This is a genomic window from Haemophilus sp. CCUG 60358 (assembly GCF_001679485.1).
GTDB lineage: Bacteria > Pseudomonadota > Gammaproteobacteria > Enterobacterales > Pasteurellaceae > Haemophilus_D.
Window position 1 is genome coordinate 22,322 of the sequence record NZ_LZOZ01000014.1, and the last position, 21,122, is coordinate 43,443.

Here is a 21,122-nt window from a genome sequence, read left to right on the forward strand (position 1 = left end):
TAGGATTGAAATAATATGATTAGTGTATTTGATATGTTTAAAGTGGGAGTTGGGCCATCCAGCTCCCACACTGTCGGCCCCATGAAAGCAGGCAAGCAGTTTATTGACGATTTAATCGAACAAGGTAAATTTGATTCGGTCGCGACCTTGCATGTGGATGTATATGGCTCCCTTTCTATGACAGGACATGGCCATAATACCGATATTGCGATCATTATGGGATTAGCCGGTTATTTACCGCATGATGTGGATATTGATCTAATCCCAACCTTTATCGAACAGGTTAAACAAACCAAAAAACTGTCGATTGCACAAGGCAAAAAAACGGTTAATTTCGATTGGGATGCCAATATGGTATTCCATAATTCCTTTTTATCATTGCATGAAAACGGTATGACCATTACTGCATTAGATGCTGATCGTAACGTGCTTTACCGCCAAACTTATTATTCTATTGGTGGTGGTTTTATTGTGGATGAAGCGCATTTTGGTCAAGAGGAAGAGAATCCTGTGACCGTGCCGTATCCTTATCAATATGCTGAAGATATTTTGAAAAATTGTCAGGAAAATGGCTTAATGCTTTCTACGGTGATGATGAGAAATGAGTTAGCATTACGCGATAAAAAAGAGGTTGAAGCGCATTTACATAATGTTTGGAAAACTATGAAGGATTGTATTGAGCATGGTGTCAATACAGAAGGCGTGTTACCTGGCCCATTAAAAGTGGTACGTCGTGCACCGTCACTTTATCGTCTCTTGCAAGCCAATAGTAATCGTCTTGCAAATGATCCAATGCATGTAATCGACTGGGTGAATATGTTTGCCCTTGCCGTAAACGAAGAAAATGCGGCAGGTGGACGAGTTGTGACTGCACCAACAAATGGTGCTTGTGGTATTGTGCCGGCTGTGCTTTCTTATTACGAAAAATTCGTAGGTCCTTTAACACAAGATGTGATTGAGCGTTATTTATTAACAGCGAGTATGATTGGTTCACTTTATAAGATGAACGCCTCTATTTCTGGTGCTGAAGTTGGTTGCCAAGGTGAAGTGGGTGTAGCATGCTCAATGGCTGCAGCGGGTTTAACCGAAATCTTAGGTGGTACGCCGGTACAAGTGTGCATTGCAGCTGAAATTGCGATGGAACATAATCTGGGCTTAACTTGCGACCCTGTTGGTGGTCAAGTGCAAGTACCTTGTATCGAACGTAATGCCATTGCTTCAGTGAAAGCGATTAACGCTAGCCGTATGGCATTACGCCGAACCACGAATCCTCGCGTAACCTTAGATAAGGTGATCGAAACCATGTATGAAACAGGTAAAGACATGAATGCTAAATACCGTGAAACATCGAAAGGTGGCTTAGCGGTGAAAGTGGTGTGCTCTTAAGATTTCATTGATAATAAAAGAGCGGTCATTTTTGACCGCTCTTTTTTATTTTCCTTTCACATCAATAATCACTACTTCTGATTGAGATCCTAAGCGCATAGGAATGCCCCAAAAGCCATAACCAGAAGTGACAAAAACATGTGGATTGCCAATCTTTTCATGGCCATAATCCAAACGATACATCATTTTTGTGATTATACTGGCGGGGAATATTTGCCCTTTATGTGCATGTCCTGAAACTTGAATATCAAGCGGAAGTGAAGCATGTTTTTCGATATCTGTTGGGCGGTGATCCAAGAGAATAGTCGGTAAGTCAGTGTTCACTTGTTTTAATAATGTTTCGGTACTCGGTCTATCGTGAGCAAGATTATCGTTTCGTCCAATCAGTACCAATTCATTATTTAACGTTAATGTTTCATCTCTTAACACGGTGATACCTGCTTTGCGAATTTCTTGATCAATTCGCTCTTGGTCTCCAAATAAATCGTGATTGCCAAGTGTGGCATAAACGCCCATTGGAGCCTTGAGTTTAGCCAGATGAGGTTGCATTTTTTCGGCTAAATAGGCATTAACGTTATCGTCCATAATATCGCCAGGCAGTAAAATGATATCCACCTTTTCTTGCTGCATAATATCAGCCAGTTTATCCAATTCTTTCCCACCAAATAATTTGCCTAAATGGAGATCGCTTGCCATGCCAATTCGCAGCGGTTTAATGGGCTTATCTAGCGTGATTTCATAATGAATAACACGTGTGACATAGGCGTTATATACACTTAAAGTAATGATACCCAGGAATAAAACGGGGTAAGCAATACGCAAAGTGCGGTTGATTTTTGTGATAGATTTAGATTTTCGGAAAAGAAAATGAATACATCCCACGGCAATACTCGCAAAGGCTGAAAAAAGCAATAGTGCGAGCACTAAAGCAATAAGTCGAAATACCGTAAAAAGCTTTAAAAAATGACAAATAACTAAGGCATTAGGAAGCAAAAAACTGGTAAAAGTGATAGTTCGTCTTGCCTTTTGGGAGAGTGGTTTGTTCAGCCACCAAATCAGTGTTTTATTAAAAATATAAATCAGCAGTTGTAACAAAATAATAGCTGCCGTAAATATAAAGTAATAACGAGTTTCCATTAGCGATTCCTAAATAAAAGTGCGGTCATTTTTAACCAAGTTTTGAAGTATGGAATAATAAATTTCTCAGTTCCCAAAGGCAAATTTTTTCGCTAAAATGCGGCTCGTTTTAGTTAATTTAAGAAGGAAAATCCAATGTTTGGAAAAGGCGGTTTAGGCGGCTTGATGAAACAAGCCCAACAAATGCAAGAAAAAATGCAAAAAATGCAGGAAGAAATTGCCCAATTAGAAGTAACAGGCGAAAGCGGTGCAGGTTTAGTAAAAATCACGATTAATGGTGCGCACAACTGTCGTCGTATTGAGATCGATCCTTCTTTAATGGAAGATGATAAAGAAATGTTGGAAGATTTAATTGCTGCAGCATTCAACGATGCAGTCCGTCGTGCAGAAGAATTGCAAAAAGAAAAAATGGCTTCTGTGACCGCAGGCATGCCATTACCTCCAGGAATGAAACTTCCATTTTAATTCATCAGGTGTGTGAATTTACACGTTCACACACCATTCATTTTCTCCCATCATAAATATTATGCAAAGCAGTCCACTTTTAGAACATCTTATTGAAAACCTTCGTTGCTTGCCGGGTGTTGGCCCGAAATCAGCGCAGCGCATGGCTTATCATCTTTTACAGCGCAATCGTAGCGGTGGGATGAACTTAGCACGAGCATTAACGGAAGCGATGTCTAAAATTGGGCATTGTTCGCAGTGTCGTGATTTTACCGAAGAGGAAACGTGCAATATTTGTAACAATCCTCGCCGTCAAAATTCAGGTTTGCTTTGCGTGGTGGAAATGCCGGCGGATATTCAGGCTATTGAGCAAACAGGCCAATTTTCTGGACGTTATTTTGTCTTAATGGGGCACTTATCGCCTTTAGATGGTATTGGTCCGAAAGAAATTGGTTTAGATTTATTACAAAAACGTCTGGTAGAAGAATCTTTCCACGAAGTGATTTTAGCCACGAACCCAACGGTGGAAGGTGATGCCACAGCCAATTATATTGCTGAAATTTGCCATCAACATAATATTAAAGTAAGCCGTATTGCTCACGGGATCCCTGTCGGTGGGGAATTAGAAACCGTGGACGGCACTACTTTAACCCACTCTTTCTTAGGTCGTCGTCAGATCGACTAATCTTATGCGCCTGTTTATTGCCGAGAAACCCAGTCTTGGGCGAGCCATTGCCGATGTATTGCCAAAACCTCATCAACGGGGTGATGGTTTTATTAAATGCGGCAATGATGATGTTGTGACTTGGTGCGTGGGGCATTTGCTCGAACAGGCAGAGCCGGATGCCTACGATCCGAAATTCAAACAATGGCGTTTAGAACATTTACCCATCATTCCTGAAAAGTGGATTCTTTTACCGCGAAAAGAAGTGAAAAAACAACTTTCTGTGGTGGAAAAACTCATTCATCAAGCCGATGTTTTAGTTAATGCAGGCGACCCGGATAGAGAAGGGCAGTTGCTGGTGGATGAAGTGTTTAGTTATGCCAATTTATCCGCCGAAAAACGTGATGGGATTTTGCGTTGTTTGATTAGCGATCTTAACCCAAGTGCGGTCGAAAAAGCCATACAAAAACTCCAACCTAACCGTCATTTTATCCCATTAGCCACCTCTGCACTGGCTCGCGCTCGTGCCGATTGGCTTTATGGCATTAATATGACCCGCGCCTATACCATTCGCGGTCGCCAAGCCGGTTATGATGGTGTGCTTTCTGTTGGGCGAGTGCAGACCCCCGTATTAGGTTTGATTGTTCGACGCGATTTGGAAATTGAACATTTCCAACCAAAAGATTTCTATGAAGTGTTGGCATGGGTAAAAGAAGAAAAAACGTCTGAAAATCCGACCGCACTTTTTTCTGCACTTTGGCAACCAAGTAAAGCTTGCGAAGACTACCAAGATGAAGATGGTCGCGTACTGTCTTTAGGCTTAGCCGAAAATGTGGTGAAACGCATTACCGATCAACCTGCCGAAGTCACTGAATACGTAGACAAGCGCGAGAAAGAAACGGCACCTTTGCCTTATTCGTTGTCAGCATTGCAGATTGATGCAGCAAAACGTTTTGGGATGTCGGCACAGAGCGTGTTGGATACTTGTCAGCGGTTATATGAAACCCATCGATTGATTACCTATCCGCGTTCTGATTGTCGCTATTTGCCGAAAGAGCATTTTGCTGAACGACATAAAGTGATGAATGCGATTTCACAGCATTGTCAGACTTATCAAACCTTGCCTTCGGTGGTGGATAGTGAGCAGCGTAATCGTTGCTGGAATGATAAAAAGGTGGAGGCTCACCATGCCATTATTCCAACGGCTAACACACGCTCGATAAATCTAAGCATTGATGAACAGCGTATTTATGAACTGATTGCTCGCCAGTATTTATTGCAATTTTGCCCCGATGCGGAATATCGTAAAAGCAAAATTACCTTAAGTATTGCAGGCGGTACTTTTGTGGCACAAGCACGTAACTTGCAAACAGCAGGGTGGAAAGAGTTGCTTGGCAAAGAAGACGAAGATGAAAATCAAGAGCCGCTATTGCCGATGGTGAAAAAAGGGCAGATCCTGTATTGCGAACGAGGTGAAGTGGTGAGCAAAAAAACGCAACCGCCGAAACCATTTACCGATGCGACGTTGCTTTCAGCGATGACAGGGATTGCGCGTTTTGTACAAGATAAAGAATTGAAAAAAATTCTGCGTGAAACCGATGGACTTGGTACAGAAGCCACCCGTGCAGGCATTATTGAATTACTGTTTAAACGCGGTTTTTTGACGAAAAAAGGACGCAATATTCACAGCACAGAAACGGGGCGGATCCTGATTTCTGCTTTACCTGATATTGCTACACAACCTGATATGACGGCACATTGGGAAGCACAATTAACGGATATCAGTCAAAAACAGGCGAGTTATCAGCAATTTATGTTTACACTCAATCAAATGTTGCCGGATTTAGTGCGTTTTGTTGATTTCACTGCATTACGTCGTTTAAGTCAGATTTCAAAAGGTTTAAGCTCACCAGCAACAAAACGAAAAAGAGCGGTCAAAAAATCGGAAGATTTAAACGCTGAAAATTGATTAAACTTAATACAATTAAGTAAAAAAAATGGGAAAGCGCTTGCGAAAAGCGTGAATTTTATATAACATTTGCTCCCAGTTTTCTTGCGAAATCGCAATTTAGAGAAGAAAGAATAATGTACAATATTTTATTATTTGTTTATGTATTAATTTGTATCGCCTTAATCGGCTTTATCCTTATTCAACAAGGTAAAGGCGCGAACGCAGGTGCGTCATTTGGCGGTGGTGCATCAGGTACCATGTTTGGTTCTGCAGGTGCAGGTAACTTTTTAACTCGTACCAGTGCAATCTTAGCAACAGGCTTTTTTGTGATTGCTTTAGTGTTAGGTAACATTAACTCTCACCGTGGCAACTTACAAAAAGGTTCGTTTGACGATTTATCTCAAACTGCTGAACAAGTTCAACAACAGCAACAACAAGTTGCTCCAGCAGTTGAAAACAAAAATAATGACATTCCGCAATAAGGAATAAAAACAGAATAAACGCTCTGGTGGTGGAATTGGTAGACACGCTATCTTGAGGGGGTAGTGGCCGCAGGCCGTGCGAGTTCAAGTCTCGCTCAGAGCACCAACTATAAACCGACTTAATCAAGTCGGTTTTTTTTCGCCTAAAATTTGTTTAGACCGCTAGTTATTATCCCCTGTTTTGGTTACAATCTCTCGATTTTCTTTTTCTAGAATCCCATTAGGAGAGCACTATGAACTTCCCTCAAATCGCCCAACAAGTGATTGATAAACTTGGCGGCAAAGACAACATCGCCACCGCAGCACATTGCGCAACGCGTTTACGTATTGTGTTAAACGATGAAAGCAAAGTGGACAAAGAAGGTATTGATAACATTGAAGGCGTGAAAGGGCAGTTTGCTGTCGCGGGTCAATATCAAATTATCTTCGGTTCAGGTACGGTGAATAAAGTCCATGCTGAACTTACTAAATTACTTGGTATCGGCGATGTGAGCAAAGCCGAAGTGGCAGAAGCGGCGTCAGGCAATCAAAACTTATTGCAACGTTTGGTGAAAGGCTTAGCGGATATTTTCGTGCCAATCATTCCGGCAATCGTAGCAGGCGGTTTGTTAATGGGTATTCACTCAATGCTTACAGCGAAAGGTTTCTTCGTTGATGAATTAAGCGTGATTGATATGCACCCAGGTCTTGCGGATTTGGTGGACTTCATTAATACCATCGCGAACGCACCGTTTGTGTTCTTACCAGTATTACTTGGTTTCTCTGCGACCCGTAAATTCGGTGGTAACCCATTCTTAGGGGCAGCACTTGGGATGTTGTTGGTTCACCCTGCATTAGCAGACGGTTGGAACTACGCATTAACCCTTGCTCAAGGCAAAATCCAATACTGGAATGTATTCGGTCTTGAAATTGAAAAAGTCGGCTATCAAGGCACGGTTATCCCAACATTAGTTTCTGCTTGGGTATTAGCAACCTTAGAAAAAACCTTCCGTAAATTTGTCCCATCTTACTTAGATAACCTGATTACCCCATTATTCTCGCTCTTTATTGCAGGCTTCTTAGCGTTTACCGTAATTGGTCCAATCGGTCGTGAAGCGGGTTCATTAATTGCATCAGGTTTAACTTGGTTATATGACACCTTAGGTTTCGTGGGCGGCGCAATCTTCGGGGCATTCTATGCACCTATCGTTATCACCGGTATGCATCAAACCTTCATTGCGGTTGAAACACAATTATTGGCTGAAATGGCAAATACAGGCGGTACCTTTATTTTTCCAATCGCGGCAATGTCAAATATCGCACAAGGTGCGGCCTGTTTAGGTGTGGCAGTGGCATTAAAAGATCCAAAAGTACGCGGTTTAGCGGTACCATCAGGTATCTCTGCATTATTAGGGATTACTGAACCGGCGATGTTCGGGGTGAACTTACGCTATCGTCAAGCTTTCTTTGCGGCGATGATTGGTTCAGGTCTTGCAAGTGCCTTTATCGCATTCTTTAATGTAAAAGCCATTGCATTAGGTGCAGCAGGTTTCTTAGGTATTCCATCGATCAAACCAGATAGCCTTGCGATGTACAGCATTGGTATGTTGATTTCATTTGTGGTGGCATTCACCCTTTCAGTCGTTTTCGTGAAACGCGCACAAGCAAAAGCATAATCGAAATAAAAAAGAAAAAGCACGAGTTTAAGCTCGTGCTTTTTTGTTTGGAAAAATGCGTCTAAAAATGATCGCACTTTCAGTGAGAATTAGCCTTCTCGACAATTTAACCAAGCTGTTCTCATGCCTTGATTGTTTTTGTAATACACCGAATTATGCTCGCGCGCAATCAGATCCACATGGCTTCCATCAATCGGCTCATAAGAGCGATAAATTACTTCAAAGCGATTTCCACGTGCATTTAAGGTACGATTTTCCACATGATCAAACGGCACCGCTTTTCCACCATCTAATTGGAAATAAATTCCAAAGTTATCTTTCATGCGGCTTTCTCTTGAAAGCGGGAAGTAAGTGGTTAAATAAGAATTCGAGCCCGTTTCTGAATTACGGCAAGAATAGTAATAACGCTTGTAATCTTTCGGATTGTTTAATTCCGCTTGGCTAATGTTATTTTTAAGGTATCGTGTTTTAACGGTTTTCTTTGGTTGTTGTGTTGTGGTACAAGCAAACAACCCTACGAATGCAGCCGTGAGTAATGCTATTTTAAATTTATTCATTGATAAAGTTCCGAGAGTAGAGTGAATGAGAAAGGGAGTATGATAGCGGAAATTTGGGATAGTGCAAGATGGACAGTATTTTAAGATAAAACAGAATTGATTTTAAGAGCATTTATGTAATTAGGCATACGATAAGTAGCGTATGCCATAAAAGATACAAATAGGAATCAACTGTGTTGGTTATGATGATTCTCTAACCCATTTGGCGATATATTTATCTAGTAGAGTAGTAGGGTCTTGTTCTACCATTTTTAGCCAATTGTCTCTCTCATCTTTGGCCAAAACTTTTGCAGAGTACAATATAGCTCTCCTTTCCCAATTACCAAACTCCTGCAACCTGCTTCTATGTTCTCTTACCCAGGCTTGATTTTTAGAAATAATTGCTGCTTGAGCCTTACTTACAAGATTTTTACTATCAAAAATAAAAGATGATAGTTCAGGTATTTTTAATAGTTCTGAGTTATTAGCTATGTACCATTCAAACCATAATCTAACAAGGCTTCTATTCATAATTTCTGACTTTGATATATTTATTAATCTTTCTCTATTGGCATTTATGAAATCAGTATCTGTGATACTTGATAAGTATAAGCAAACATCATTTATTATAGGGCTAAAAAACTCAAAATTCTCAAAAATAAATTCAGATAACTCTTTAATTTTGAAGGCTTTTGCTTTTCTTATTAACGCTCTAGATAAACCCAAGTCTAAAAAAGGACGATTAATAACATTTTTTGCAAGTGTTTCAAATTGTTCATTTGCTAAAGCAATCTCATCTTCAATTGGTATTTCTATTTCTTCAAATTCCCCAGAATATGGATTAAAAATCTCTAGTTTTTCAAATAATTGAACTTTTTCAAGTTCATAATGATTATTCATTATTTCATTTATATATTTCTCAGTTTCAATGATTTTAGTTTTTTCTGAAGATATGGTTAATCTATGATTATGGTATAAATAAAGGGTTAATTCTTCTAATATGGAAGTTAACTTTTCCTTTGAATCAGAAAAAATTCTAAAATCATCAACATATCTAGTATGAAATACTCCTTTGTTAATTAAAAAATTATCTATATCTATCATTATAGCTTCAGCTAGAACAATACTTGCAGCAGGACCTACAGGTATACCCTTAGATGCTTTATTATTTAATTTAGATAAAAAACGTTCAATCTCCTCAGGAATGTTGTTAGGTATTTGATTTGCTGATTGAATAGCATTATTTAATCTATGAAGATAAATTTGGTTATAGAAGTCAGTAATATCTGTTGCTAAAACATACTGATAGGTATTTGCTAATTCTTTGGATTGTGTAGAGAAATTCAAAAATCCATTGTTGTTTGAAAAAAAACTACCATCACTGATTTTTATTCTATAAGAACATGCCACTTTCTTATTAATATCTACTCTAGCTTGTTCAATTTTTTCTGCTACAGAATACACTAGCGCAGTGTATATTATGCTAGTTATTGGTTCCAGTTGGTGTACTATCCTAAATCCTTCTTTAGGCTTTTTAGAGGTTAAAGTTCTTGGATTTGATATAGATAATTTATCAATATTTTTGGATGATAGCTCAGACTTTACTTCATCCCAACAATGCCAAATGGCTTCAAACTCAAATGTTTTTGGGAAAAAATCTGAATCATAAAATTTCTCTATATGTTTTCTTGCAAATTCTAGTGAGTCTTCAGTTAGTTTAGTCATCAAATGCCTCCTTAAATATTTACTTCATCGCCACACCCAACCATTTCATCATCTCTCTCTCATCCCAACCTTTACGTTTGGCATAATCTTGAGCTTGGTCTTCATCAATACGACCAAGTGTGAAATAGTTACTTGCCGGGTGGGTGAAGTACCAGCCGCAGACGGAAGCTGCCGGCCACATGGCGTAGCTTTCAGTAAGTTTCATGCCGATGCGTTGTTCCACTTCTAATAAATCCCAAATCAAGGCTTTTTCCGTGTGTTCTGGGCAGCTTGGATAACCCGGTGCAGGGCGGATACCGACATAGTTTTCATTGATTAAACCTTGATTATCGAATTCTTCTTGCGTGTAGCCCCAAATACGGGTGCGTAGCTCAAAGTGCAGGTATTCCGCCATAGCTTCGGCTAAGCGGTCGCCCACCGCTTGTAGCAAGATCGCGTTGTAGTCGTCGCCTGCCGCTTTATAGCCTTCTACAAGCTCCATTTCTTCAATACCCGCACAGACGGCGAACATGCCGAACCAGTCTTTTTTGCCGCTTTCGCGATCGGCAATAAAGTCGCTTAAGGCAAAGTTAAACGGGCTTTTGCTGTTTTTACCACGTTCCGTTTGTTGGCGTAAGCCATAAGCAGTGCCGATTGGTTGAGAGCGGTATTCATCAGCGAAAAGCACTACATCATCGCCCACACGTTCTGCAGGGAAAATGCCTAAAATACCGCTTGGGTTGAGTTTATGGTTTTGCTCTAATTCATCTAAAACCACTTGTGCATCATTCCACACTTTGCGTGCTTCTTCGCCACCTTCCGGATAATCAAAGGCATCAGGATAGCCGCCCATCAAGCCCCAAATGCGGAAGAATGGCGACCAGTCGATAAATTTACGTAATGTGGCAATCGGTACGTTTTTAAATTCCACAATACCGGTTTGGTTTGGTTTTGGCGGCACGTAATCTGCCCATTCGCCATTAAAGCCATCAAAGCGGTTTGCACGTGCTTCTTCAATGCTCAGTTGTTTACGAAGTGGTTTACGGTTAGAGAACGATTGCTGAATTTTCTCGTAATCTTTCTTGAACTGTTCCCATAATGCCGCACGGCTTTCAGGGTTCATCAAGGTCGCACACACCGTAACCGCACGGGAGGCGTTAGAAGTATAAAATACGCCATGTTCTTTATATTTTGGATAAAGTTTAATTGCCGTGTGTTCTTTAGAGGTGGTCGCCCCGCCAATCATCACAGGCAGATTTAAGCCTAAGCGAGTCATTTCACCTAAGAAGTATTCCATCTCATCTAAAGAAGGGGTAATCAAACCACTTAATGCGATGATGTCCGCTTTTTCATCAATGGCGGTTTGAATGATTTTATCCGCCGGCACCATGACGCCTAAGTCAATTACTTCAAAGTTATTACATTGCATTACTACGCTTACGATGTTTTTACCGATATCGTGCACGTCGCCTTTTACGGTTGCAATCACTACTTTACCGTTGCTTGAACCTTTTTGTTTGGTGGCGTTAATAAACGGCTCTAAATACGCAACAGATTGTTTCATCACGCGCGCAGATTTCACCACTTGTGGCAGGAACATTTTACCGTCACCGAACAAATCGCCCACCACGTCCATACCCGCCATTAACGGGCCTTCAATCACATCTAATGGGCTTGGTAATGTTTGGCGAGCTTCTTCCGTATCTTCCACAATGTAAGTCGTAATCCCTTTCACAAGTGCGTGTTTTAAACGTTCTTCAACCGGCCAAGTGCGCCATTCAGCCACAGAATCAGCCGCACTTTCATCGTTGCCTTGGTTTCGATATTTTTCTGCAATATCGAGTAGTTTTTCGGTGGCATCAGGGCTGCGGTTTAATACTGCATCTTCTACGATTTCACGCAATTCAGGATCGAGATCGTCATAAATTGCGAGCTGTCCCGCATTCACAATCCCCATATCCATGCCTTGCTTGATGGCATGATAGAGGAAGACGGCGTGAATGGCTTCACGCATCACGTTATTACCCCGGAATGAGAAGGAGACATTCGACACCCCGCCCGAGATTTTTGCGTGTGGTAGGGCGCGTTTAATGCGACCTGTGGCATTGATGAAATCCACGCCGTAGTTGTTGTGTTCTTCAATCCCCGTACCAATGGCGAAAATGTTCGGGTCGAAAATAATATCTTCTGGTGGGAAGCCAAGTTGATTGACTAAAATGTTATAGGCACGGGTACAGATTTCTACTTTGCGATCTTCTGTATCGGCTTGTCCCACTTCATCGAATGCCATCACCACTACGGCTGCGCCGTATTTACGCACCAGTTTAGCGTGTTCGACAAAGATTTCTTCGCCTTCTTTCAACGAAATAGAGTTCACAATCGGTTTACCTTGTACCGACTGCAAACCTACCTCAATTACTTCCCATTTAGATGAGTCGATCATGACTGGCACTTTAGCGGCATCAGGCTCGGTCGCCATAATATTGAGGAAGCGGGTCATGCATTTTTTGCCGTCTAATAAGGCTTCGTCCATATTGACATCAATGACTTGCGCGCCGTTTTCTACTTGGTCGATAGCAATTTCAATGGCTTCAGCAAATTTGTCTTCTTTAATTAAGCGTTTGAATTTTGCTGAACCTGTCACGTTATTACGTTCGCCCACGTTTACGAATAGGCTTTCATCATCAATATTGAGCGGCTCTAAACCGGACAAACGCATCGCAATTTTAAGTTCCGGCAATTTACGTGGCGCAATACCTTGCATAGCATCCGCAAAGGCTTTGATATGCTCTGGCGTCGTACCACAACAACCACCGACAATGTTCACAAAGCCACTTTCAGCCCATTCTTTAAGGTGTGCCGCCATCTCTTCAACACCTAGATCATAGCCACCAAAGGCATTTGGTAAGCCTGCATTTGGGTGGACGGAAACATAGGTTTCGCTGATTTTAGATAGTTGTTCAACATACTGGCGAAGTTCTTTCGGGCCTAGCGCACAGTTCAAACCGAAAGTGAGCGGTTTAGCGTGACGAAGCGAGTTGTAGAACGCTTCGGTGGTTTGCCCAGAAAGGGTACGGCCGGAAGCATCGGTAATGGTGCCGGAAATCATAATCGGCAATTCCACACCTAATTCTTCAAATACGGTTTCAATGGCGAAAATGGCAGCTTTTGCGTTTAACGTGTCGAAAATGGTTTCGATCATGATTAAATCAGCACCACCTTCAATTAAGCCTTTGGTCGCTTCAGCATAGGCATCGACCAATTCCATAAACGTCACATTACGGAAACCCGGGTCGTTTACATCAGGAGAAATAGAGGCGGTGCGGTTAGTTGGCCCTAATACACCGGCGACAAAGCGAGGTTTTTCTGGCGTGCTGTATTTATCAGCGGCCAAACGCGCTAGTTTTGCGCCTGCAAAATTCAGTTCGTAGGCAATAGACTGTAAATCATAATCCGCTTGCGCAATGGTGGTAGAACTGAAAGTATTGGTTTCAATAATATCGGCGCCTGCGGCTAAATATTTCTCATGAATAGCAGAAATTAACAGGGGTTGGGTTAAAGTGAGCAAGTCATTATTGCCACGTAAATCAACCGCACTTTCTTTAAAACGCTCGCCTCTAAAATCAGCCTCGGTGAGTTTGTATTTTTGGATCATGGTTCCCATCGCACCATCTAAAATGAGGATGCGTTGGTCAAGGGCTTGTTTGAGTTGAGCATTTTTATTCAGCATAATTAAAGTTCCGTAAAGCTAAAGATAGTAGGGAGATGATAGGGGGTAGAAGAATAAGTGTCAAATCCAATACGTCGAATGCTTTATCTTTGAAAATAAATAAATTTTTATTACAGTATTGACAACAGATTTTTTTAAAAAGAATATAACCATTTATTTATTGAGGTCCATTATGTGTAGAAAATTTTTAATTTCGTTTTTTTTAATTTTTATTTCTTTAAGTGATGTTATGGCAAGTGATTTTATAGCAAGTGATTTTATAGATGTATCAAATGCTGATACAAATGTAAAAATGTTACCTAGCTCAGAAGCTGAACCTGAAATAAAGGATAATGATACTGAAATACAGATTATTGAAAAAAGAAAAATACAAGCATTTAATACTGCCGCTCGTTATATGAAAGCAAAATATTGTCTTTGGGACACTGATTATGAAAAATTATCTAATAAAGAAAAAGCCAAACGAGTAATGTATGTACCTGAAATAGATAATAACGGTTATCATGCTTTTGTTTTCATGGTTAAGGATGTTACATGCGGCACGGGGAATGCAGGGCCAGCATTTGAATTAGTTCATCTTTTGACTTATAGAAGTGATTTATATCCAGCTAAAGTAGAGGATAGCAATCAACATGTAGGGGATATAAATAGATATAAACAAGAGGGAAATAAAATGATTATAGAGCATATGTTACTTGCTGATGATGATGCTCGTACTTTCCCAACACTTAAGTATCGTGAAATATTTACCCTTCCAGATTTGAAACCTGTCAAAAAAGAATTTTTAGGAAAGGTTAAATATTAACGAGATAATTAATTTAAAGAAAAGAAAGGCGGACAAATTGTCCGCCGAATGGTTAGCAATATTTGCTGTCCGAGTCAAAAAACAGATTAACGTAAAAATGCCGGAATATTTTTTTCGTATTCACTGATGGCATCTTCGTGTTGTAACGTCAAACCGATGTTATCCAAGCCGTTTAACAAACAATGACGGCGGAATTCATCCAGTTCAAAGTGATAGACTTTGTCACCTACAGTGACGGTCATCGCTTCCAAATCTACATGGATTTGTTTGCCTTCATTTGCCCACACCCATTGGAAGATTTCTTCTACTTCTTCTTCACTTAAACGAATCGGTAACATGTGATTGTTCAAGCTGTTGTTATAGAAAATATCCGCGAAACTTGGTGCGATCATCACTTTGAAACCGTAATCGGCTAATGCCCAAGGCGCATGTTCACGAGATGAACCACAGCCAAGGTTTTTACGTGCTAATAAAATGGTCGCGCCTTGATATTGCGGATAATTCAATACGAAATCTGGATTTGGCTTGGTGCCTTCTACATCCAAATAACGCCATTCGTGGAATAAGTGTTTGCCGAAACCTACGCGGGTAATGGCTTGTAAAAATTGTTTTGGAATAATCGCATCCGTGTCCACGTTTGCCGCATCCAATGGCACTACTAAGCCTGAAAGTTGTTTAAATCCTGCCATTTTCTGCTCCTTAGTTTAATGTAACGTCACGAATATCAACGAATTTACCGAACATTCCCGCTGCGGCAGCCATGGCAGGGCTCACCAAGTGAGTGCGACCATTACGGCCTTGGCGACCTTCAAAGTTACGGTTTGATGTAGAAGCACAGCGTTCCCATTCACCTAAACGGTCATCGTTCATCCCTAAGCACATTGAGCAGCCAGGATTACGCCATTCAGCACCCGCTTCGATAAAGATTTTATCCAAGCCTTCTTTTTCTGCTTGTTCTTTCACTAATCCGGAACCTGGCACGACTAAAATACGTTTTACGTTATCGGCTTTTTTACGACCTTTCATGACAGCCGCTGCCGCACGTAAATCTTCGATACGAGCATTAGTACAAGAACCGATAAATACTTGATCTACAGGGATATCTTTTAAATCAGTGTTAGCGTCTAAGCCAATATAATTCAATGCTTTTTCTGCTGAAGCACGAGTCACGGGATCGGTCATTTCTGCTGGGTTTGGCACTGGCTGATCGATACCGATTACTTGGCCTGGGTTTGTTCCCCAAGTCACCTGTGGTGCAATGTCTTTGGCTTCTAATGTGATGACCGTGTCAAATTTTGCATCATCATCGGATTTTAAGGTTTTCCAATAAGCAACTGCATCATCCCAATCTTTACCTTTCGGTGCATGTGGACGGCCTTTTAAGTATTCGAAAGTGGTTTCATCCGGTGCGATTAAGCCGGCTTTGGCACCCATTTCAATTGCCATATTACAAACGGTCATACGGCCTTCCATAGAAAGATCACGAATGGCTTCGCCACAGAACTCCACCACATGGCCAGTACCGCCTGCCATGGTGGTTTTACCGATAATAGCAAGAATAATATCTTTTGCGGTAATACCCGGAGCTACTTTGCCTCGCACTTCAATTTTCATATTTTTTGCACGAGCTTGTTTTAAAGTTTGTGTGGCTAATACGTGTTCTACTTCAGATGTACCAATACCAAATGCCAAAGCGCCGAATGCACCGTGAGTGGCGGTATGGGAGTCACCACAAACAATAGTCATGCCCGGTAAGGTTAAGCCTTGTTCAGGCCCCATCACATGCACGATACCTTGTTCTTTTGTGGTCATATCGAACAATTGAATACCGGTCGCTTTTGTGTTTTTTTCAAGTTCCAATACTTGAATTTTCGCTTGGCCTTCAAGTTTGTTCACATCTCGTACTTGAGTAGAAATACTGTGATCCATGGTACCGAAAGTTTTGCTTACTTGGCGCACTTGTCGGCCTGCAACACGTAAACCGTCAAAGGCTTGTGGACTGGTCACTTCATGGATTAAATGACGGTTAATATATAAAATCGGCGTTTCGCCTTCAGCTTCGTATACCACGTGGGCATCGAATAATTTTTCGTAAAGAGTTTTTGCCATAATTTTTCTCAATTCGTTAGAGTAGCAAGTGCGGTCAAATTTTAGGGTGTTTTTAAACCGCACTTTAATTGTTTTTTATTAGATTGCGTTAGCGATTAATGTGCCCATTTCTGCAGTTGAAACAGGTGCAGAATCATCGGCTAAATCTCCCGTACGGTGACCACTTGCTAAGACTTTTTGTACGGCATTTTCAATGGCATCCGCTGCTTCGTTTAAATTGAAGCTATAACGCAACATCATCGCCGCAGAAAGAATTTGTGCGATTGGGTTGGCAATGCCTTTGCCTGCGATATCTGGTGCAGAACCGCCAGCAGGCTCATATAAGCCGAAACCTTCTTCATTTAAGCTAGCAGATGGCAACATTCCCATAGAGCCTGTGATCATCGCCGCTTCATCAGAAATAATATCACCGAAAATGTTAGAGCAGAGGAGTACATCGAAAGATTCAGGCGCTTTGATTAACTGCATGGTCGCATTGTCGATATAAATATGATCTAAGGTGACTTCAGGGTAATCTTTCGCCACTTCAGTCACAGTTTCACGCCATAAGATTGAAGCTTGTAATACGTTCGCTTTATCCACAGAAGTCACATGTTTACGACGTTTCATTGCCGCATCAAAAGCCGCACGTGCAATGCGTTCGATTTCATATTTGTAATAAACTTCCGTATCGAATGCTTTGGTTTGTGCGCCTTCACCTTCACGACCTTTAGGCTGACCGAAATAAATCCCGCCGGTTAATTCACGCACTACCACCATATCAAATCCTTTCGCTGCAATATCTGCACGTAATGGACAGAATTTTTCGAGTCCTTTATAAAGGGTAGCAGGGCGGAGATTGCAGAATAATTTGAAATGTTTACGCAATGGTAATAATGCACCGCGTTCTGGTTGTTGATCTGGTGGTAAATTTGTCCATTTCGGGCCACCTACAGAACCAAACAGAATCGCATCAGCCTCATCACAACCTTTTAAGGTTTCTGCTGGTAATGGGCAAGCACAATTATCAATTGCGGCACCACCGACATAAAATTCATTGAAGTTAAGTTTAAAACCGAATTTTTCTTGGACTTTGTTTAATACTTTAATGGCTTCAGCCATGACTTCCGGACCGATACCGTCTCCCGGTAGAACAGCGATGTTGTATGATTGCATATTATTTTTCCTATTTCTTTCACACCAAAGTGCGGTTAATTTTCTCCCCTCTTTTGTAAAGAGGGGCTGGGGGGAGATTTTTACGATATAAAATTTACTGCAGAGGTTGATGTTACTTCTGCCAAATCTCCCCTAACCCCTCTTAGCTAAAGAGGGGAACTCGATAGATTAATGATGTTTGTTGCCTTTGATATTAGCTACTTTATGAGAACGATAAATCGCGTTGATCGCGTGAACTAAGGCAAGGGCTGATGATTCAACAATGTCAGTAGCCAAACCAACACCGTGGAATTTACGGCCTTCATGTTCTACCACGATATCCACCTGACCTAACGCTTCGGCACCTTCGCCTTTCGCGGTTAAATTATAGTGAGACATTTTGATCTCTAAGCCGGTCAAGTTCAAGATCGCATTGTAAACCGCATCGACTGGGCCGTTACCACCAATTGACGACGTGCTTAATTTATTGCCATCCAATTCCACTTGAACAAAAGCGGTTGCTGGATATTCTTTAGTGGAGTGTGCCGAAAGTTTATCTAATACTAAACGATCTTCATCACCTTGTTGCATGTCGATAAATGCTAACGCTTCCAAGTCATAATCGAACACTTGGCCTTTTTTATCTGCTAATTTTAAGAAGGCTTCATACAATTTATCCAAATCGTAATCTTGTTCGGTGTAGCCCATATCTGCCATGTGGCCTTTCACGGCGGCGCGACCAGAACGTGCGGTTAAGTTCAATTTCTCTTTCTTCAAGCCAATAGTTTCTGGTGACATGATTTCGTAGGTATTTTGGTTTTTTAACATACCATCTTGGTGAATACCGGATGAATGTGCGAAAGCATTCGAACCTACAATTGCTTTATTCGGTTGGATTGGCATATTACAAAGTTGGCTCACCATTTGGCTGACACGATGAATTTCTTGTGTGTTGATACGTGTATCCACGCCCATGAATTCTTGACGCACTTTCATTGCCATCACCACTTCTTCAAGTGAAGTGTTACCCGCACGTTCGCCAATGCCATTAATGGTACATTCAATTTGGCGTGCACCATTTTGTACAGCAGTTAAGGAGTTAGCGGTTGCCATACCTAAGTCATTGTGGCAATGTACGGAAATCACAGCTTTATCGATATTTGGTACGCGGTTACGTACTTCAGCAATAATATTGCCGAATTGATTAGGTAAGCAGAAACCAACAGTGTCAGGAATATTTACAGTTGTTGCACCTGCATTAATTGCCGCTTCAACAATACGACAAATATTGTCGATACCGGTACGGCCTGCATCTTCGCAAGAAAATTCTACATCGTCAGTATAGTTACGTGCATGTTTTACTGCTGCTACAGCCATTTCAACTACATCGTCAAAGGTACGTTTTAATTTGGCTTCAACGTGTAATGCTGAAACTGCAATAAATGTATGGATACGAAACGCTTCTGCCACTTTTAAGGCTTCAGCTGCAGCATCAATATCTTTAATTACCGCACGGGAAAGTGCCGCAACACGACTATTTTTGATATGGCGTGCAATGGTTTGAACGGATTCAAAATCACCTTGAGAAGAAACCGGGAAACCGACTTCCATCACATCCACGCCTAGACGTTCAAGGGCTAAAGCAATCTGTAATTTCTCTTTAACGGTTAAGCTTGCTTTTAACGCTTGTTCGCCATCACGCAAGGTGGTATCAAAAATAATAACGCGATCTGTCATAGTATTTTCCTTCTTTTATCACTCAAAGTGCGGTCATTTTTACCGTGATTTTAAAACGAAAAAACCCGCAATCTTAAAAGTGCGGGTTGATAATAGATTTTTTACATAAAGGTGTTTTTTATCCACAACTTAGCCGCACAAAGAATGTGAGAGCAGGAGGTTGAGAGATAAAGACACAGCTTGGTACATAAAAAGATAATCCTGTAAAAAATTCTGTAAAACGCTGTCCATATTACGGATAAAAATTTTGCTGTCAAATCATTTATCAGTGATTTATATCTAAAATGAATATCTCAACATAATCTTAAAAGTTTATTTCTCTAAATATAAACCATTGTTCGAAATTAATCTCTAAAAATGGCTTTTAAGAAGCCATTTTTGTTCTGTTTTATTCCTTGTTTCTGGTATGCAGATTTTTTCTAAAATTTTTTCGCTTTTTGCGATCTGAATCGCAGAATTAAGACAAAATTTTCATTTTTTGACACCAATCTCGTCATAATTCTCTTTTTAAAGGAGAGAATAAATGAGCGATTTTGCGTTGATTTTATTGCGGTTGTCGCAAGTGCCCAAATTGGGCGGTGTGCGAATTCAACAAATTCTGGCCCACGTAGGTATAGAAGACTTATTAAATTATGATGAAGTGGCATTTCAACAAATGGGTTGGAATGCTTTGCAGATTGGTCGTTGGTTTCAGCCTGAAATGAAATTTATTGAACCCGCTTTGAGCTGGGCAGAAAAAGAAGGGCATCATTTAATACATTGTTTTTCAGATGAGTATCCTTTTTTACTTAAACAAAGTAGTGGCTTTCCGCCTTTATTATTTGTGAAAGGCAATTTGATCGCACTTTCAGCGCAGCAAATTGCCATGGTTGGGAGCCGTTATTGTTCGGCTTATGGGGAATATTGGGCAAAATATTTTGCGACAGAGCTTTCTTTGGCGGGATTAACGGTCACGAGTGGGCTTGCATTGGGTATCGACGGATTTAGTCATCAAGCGGTGGTGGATATTCAAGGGCAAACCATTGCCGTATTGGGTAGCGGATTAGAGCACATTTACCCCGCTAAACATCGCCGATTAGCCGAGCAAATTATCGAGAATAACGGCGCATTAGTTTCTGAATTTATCCCTACGCAAGCACCGATTGCTGAAAACTTTCCTCGTCGTAATCGCATTATCAGCGGGCTTTCATTGGGGACTTTGGTCATTGAAGCGACAGAGAAAAGCGGTTCATTGATTACGGCGCGTTATGCCTTAGAACAAAATCGCGACATTTTTGCGTTGCCAGGAAATATTCAAAGTGAATACAGTCAGGGCTGTCATAAACTGATTAAGCAAGGTGCGATGTTGGTGGAAAATGTCAAAGATATTTTAGATAGCCTCAATCATAGCGTTGTTTTTCAGCCTCCAGTACATACGCCAATCAATCAGTCGGTGGCTCAACCACTTACTGCCAAAATGCCTACAGTGGAGCCGAGTCATCCTGAACTTTATCAATATATTACTTATACACCGATAAGTCTTGATGATTTATCTGCAGCATTGAATTTGCCGGTGGATTTGCTTTTAGTGCAGTTATTAGATTTGGAGTTACAAGATTTAATCGTCAATGAGAATGGACTCTATAAGCGGATAGCATAAACGGGGTAG

16 protein-coding genes and 1 tRNA gene are annotated in these 21,122 nt (G+C 40.9%); 9 read left to right on the forward strand and 8 right to left on the reverse strand.

Annotated elements, in window-relative coordinates; translation table 11 throughout:
• Positions 1-15: 15 nt before the first annotated feature.
• On the forward strand, positions 16-1,386 hold the full coding sequence (locus A9500_RS05040; RefSeq protein ID WP_065244125.1) for an L-serine ammonia-lyase: 1,371 nt from the start codon (positions 16-18) through the stop codon (positions 1,384-1,386).
• A gap of 45 nt (positions 1,387-1,431) precedes the next feature.
• Here A9500_RS05040 and A9500_RS05045 read toward each other — a convergent pair whose 3' ends face one another.
• Positions 1,432-2,523: a metallophosphoesterase gene (locus A9500_RS05045; RefSeq protein WP_065244126.1), complete on the reverse strand. Its 1,092-nt coding sequence runs from the start codon at positions 2,521-2,523 to the stop codon at positions 1,432-1,434.
• Positions 2,524-2,658: 135 nt separating this feature from the next.
• Between A9500_RS05045 and A9500_RS05050 the strand changes: the two genes are divergently transcribed.
• The 6 genes from A9500_RS05050 to A9500_RS05075 all read left to right on the forward strand — a co-directional run bounded on the left by A9500_RS05050 (position 2,659) and on the right by A9500_RS05075 (position 7,719).
• The gene (locus tag A9500_RS05050) at positions 2,659-2,988 is read left to right on the forward strand and encodes a YbaB/EbfC family nucleoid-associated protein (protein WP_005696839.1); all 330 of its coding nucleotides are present in this window, start codon (positions 2,659-2,661) and stop codon (positions 2,986-2,988) included.
• A 61-nt stretch (positions 2,989-3,049) separates the two neighbouring features.
• Entirely contained in the window at positions 3,050-3,652 is a 603-nt protein-coding gene (gene recR / locus A9500_RS05055; protein WP_005696838.1) for a recombination mediator RecR, read from the forward strand.
• A 4-nt stretch (positions 3,653-3,656) separates the two neighbouring features.
• A complete protein-coding gene (locus A9500_RS05060; protein ID WP_065244127.1) occupies positions 3,657-5,600 on the forward strand; it encodes a DNA topoisomerase III in 1,944 nt (647 codons plus the stop codon).
• Between the two features lie 116 nt (positions 5,601-5,716).
• Positions 5,717-6,064, forward strand: coding sequence for a preprotein translocase subunit SecG (gene secG / locus A9500_RS05065; protein WP_065244128.1), 348 nt, complete (start codon positions 5,717-5,719; stop codon positions 6,062-6,064).
• A gap of 20 nt (positions 6,065-6,084) precedes the next feature.
• Positions 6,085-6,170 (forward strand) — tRNA-Leu (locus A9500_RS05070).
• Between the two features lie 127 nt (positions 6,171-6,297).
• Positions 6,298-7,719, forward strand: coding sequence for a sucrose-specific PTS transporter subunit IIBC (locus tag A9500_RS05075; RefSeq protein WP_065244129.1), 1,422 nt, complete (start codon positions 6,298-6,300; stop codon positions 7,717-7,719).
• An 89-nt stretch (positions 7,720-7,808) separates the two neighbouring features.
• On the opposite strand, the gene A9500_RS05080 is transcribed toward A9500_RS05075, so the two are convergent.
• The 3 genes from A9500_RS05080 to metH form a co-directional block, all read right to left on the reverse strand.
• Positions 7,809-8,276 carry a hypothetical protein gene (locus A9500_RS05080; protein ID WP_049356256.1) on the reverse strand — a complete coding sequence of 156 codons (468 nt, stop codon included), beginning with the start codon at positions 8,274-8,276 and terminating at the stop codon, positions 7,809-7,811.
• Between the two features lie 180 nt (positions 8,277-8,456).
• Entirely contained in the window at positions 8,457-9,980 is a 1,524-nt protein-coding gene (locus tag A9500_RS05085; RefSeq protein WP_065244130.1) for an RNA-directed DNA polymerase, read from the reverse strand.
• A 19-nt stretch (positions 9,981-9,999) separates the two neighbouring features.
• Positions 10,000-13,689: a methionine synthase gene (gene metH / locus A9500_RS05090; protein WP_065244131.1), complete on the reverse strand. Its 3,690-nt coding sequence runs from the start codon at positions 13,687-13,689 to the stop codon at positions 10,000-10,002.
• Between the two features lie 172 nt (positions 13,690-13,861).
• Here metH and A9500_RS05095 point away from each other — a divergent pair, with 172 nt between their 5' ends.
• Positions 13,862-14,494, forward strand: coding sequence for a hypothetical protein (locus tag A9500_RS05095; protein WP_065244132.1), 633 nt, complete (start codon positions 13,862-13,864; stop codon positions 14,492-14,494).
• An 86-nt stretch (positions 14,495-14,580) separates the two neighbouring features.
• Here A9500_RS05095 and leuD read toward each other — a convergent pair whose 3' ends face one another.
• The 4 genes from leuD to leuA form a co-directional block, all read right to left on the reverse strand.
• Positions 14,581-15,183: a 3-isopropylmalate dehydratase small subunit gene (gene leuD / locus A9500_RS05100; protein WP_005696826.1), complete on the reverse strand. Its 603-nt coding sequence runs from the start codon at positions 15,181-15,183 to the stop codon at positions 14,581-14,583.
• A 10-nt stretch (positions 15,184-15,193) separates the two neighbouring features.
• Entirely contained in the window at positions 15,194-16,603 is a 1,410-nt protein-coding gene (leuC, locus tag A9500_RS05105; RefSeq protein WP_049373131.1) for a 3-isopropylmalate dehydratase large subunit, read from the reverse strand.
• Positions 16,604-16,681: 78 nt separating this feature from the next.
• On the reverse strand, positions 16,682-17,758 hold the full coding sequence (leuB, locus tag A9500_RS05110; RefSeq protein WP_065244133.1) for a 3-isopropylmalate dehydrogenase: 1,077 nt from the start codon (positions 17,756-17,758) through the stop codon (positions 16,682-16,684).
• Positions 17,759-17,926: 168 nt separating this feature from the next.
• Positions 17,927-19,474 (reverse strand): 2-isopropylmalate synthase, encoded by a 1,548-nt coding sequence (gene leuA / locus A9500_RS05115; protein WP_065244134.1) that lies wholly within the window; start codon positions 19,472-19,474, stop codon positions 17,927-17,929.
• A gap of 523 nt (positions 19,475-19,997) precedes the next feature.
• Here leuA and dprA point away from each other — a divergent pair.
• Positions 19,998-21,113, forward strand: a complete 1,116-nt coding sequence (dprA, locus tag A9500_RS05120) for a DNA-processing protein DprA (RefSeq protein WP_065244135.1) — start codon at positions 19,998-20,000, stop codon at positions 21,111-21,113.
• The last annotated feature ends 9 nt before the right edge of the window (positions 21,114-21,122 follow it).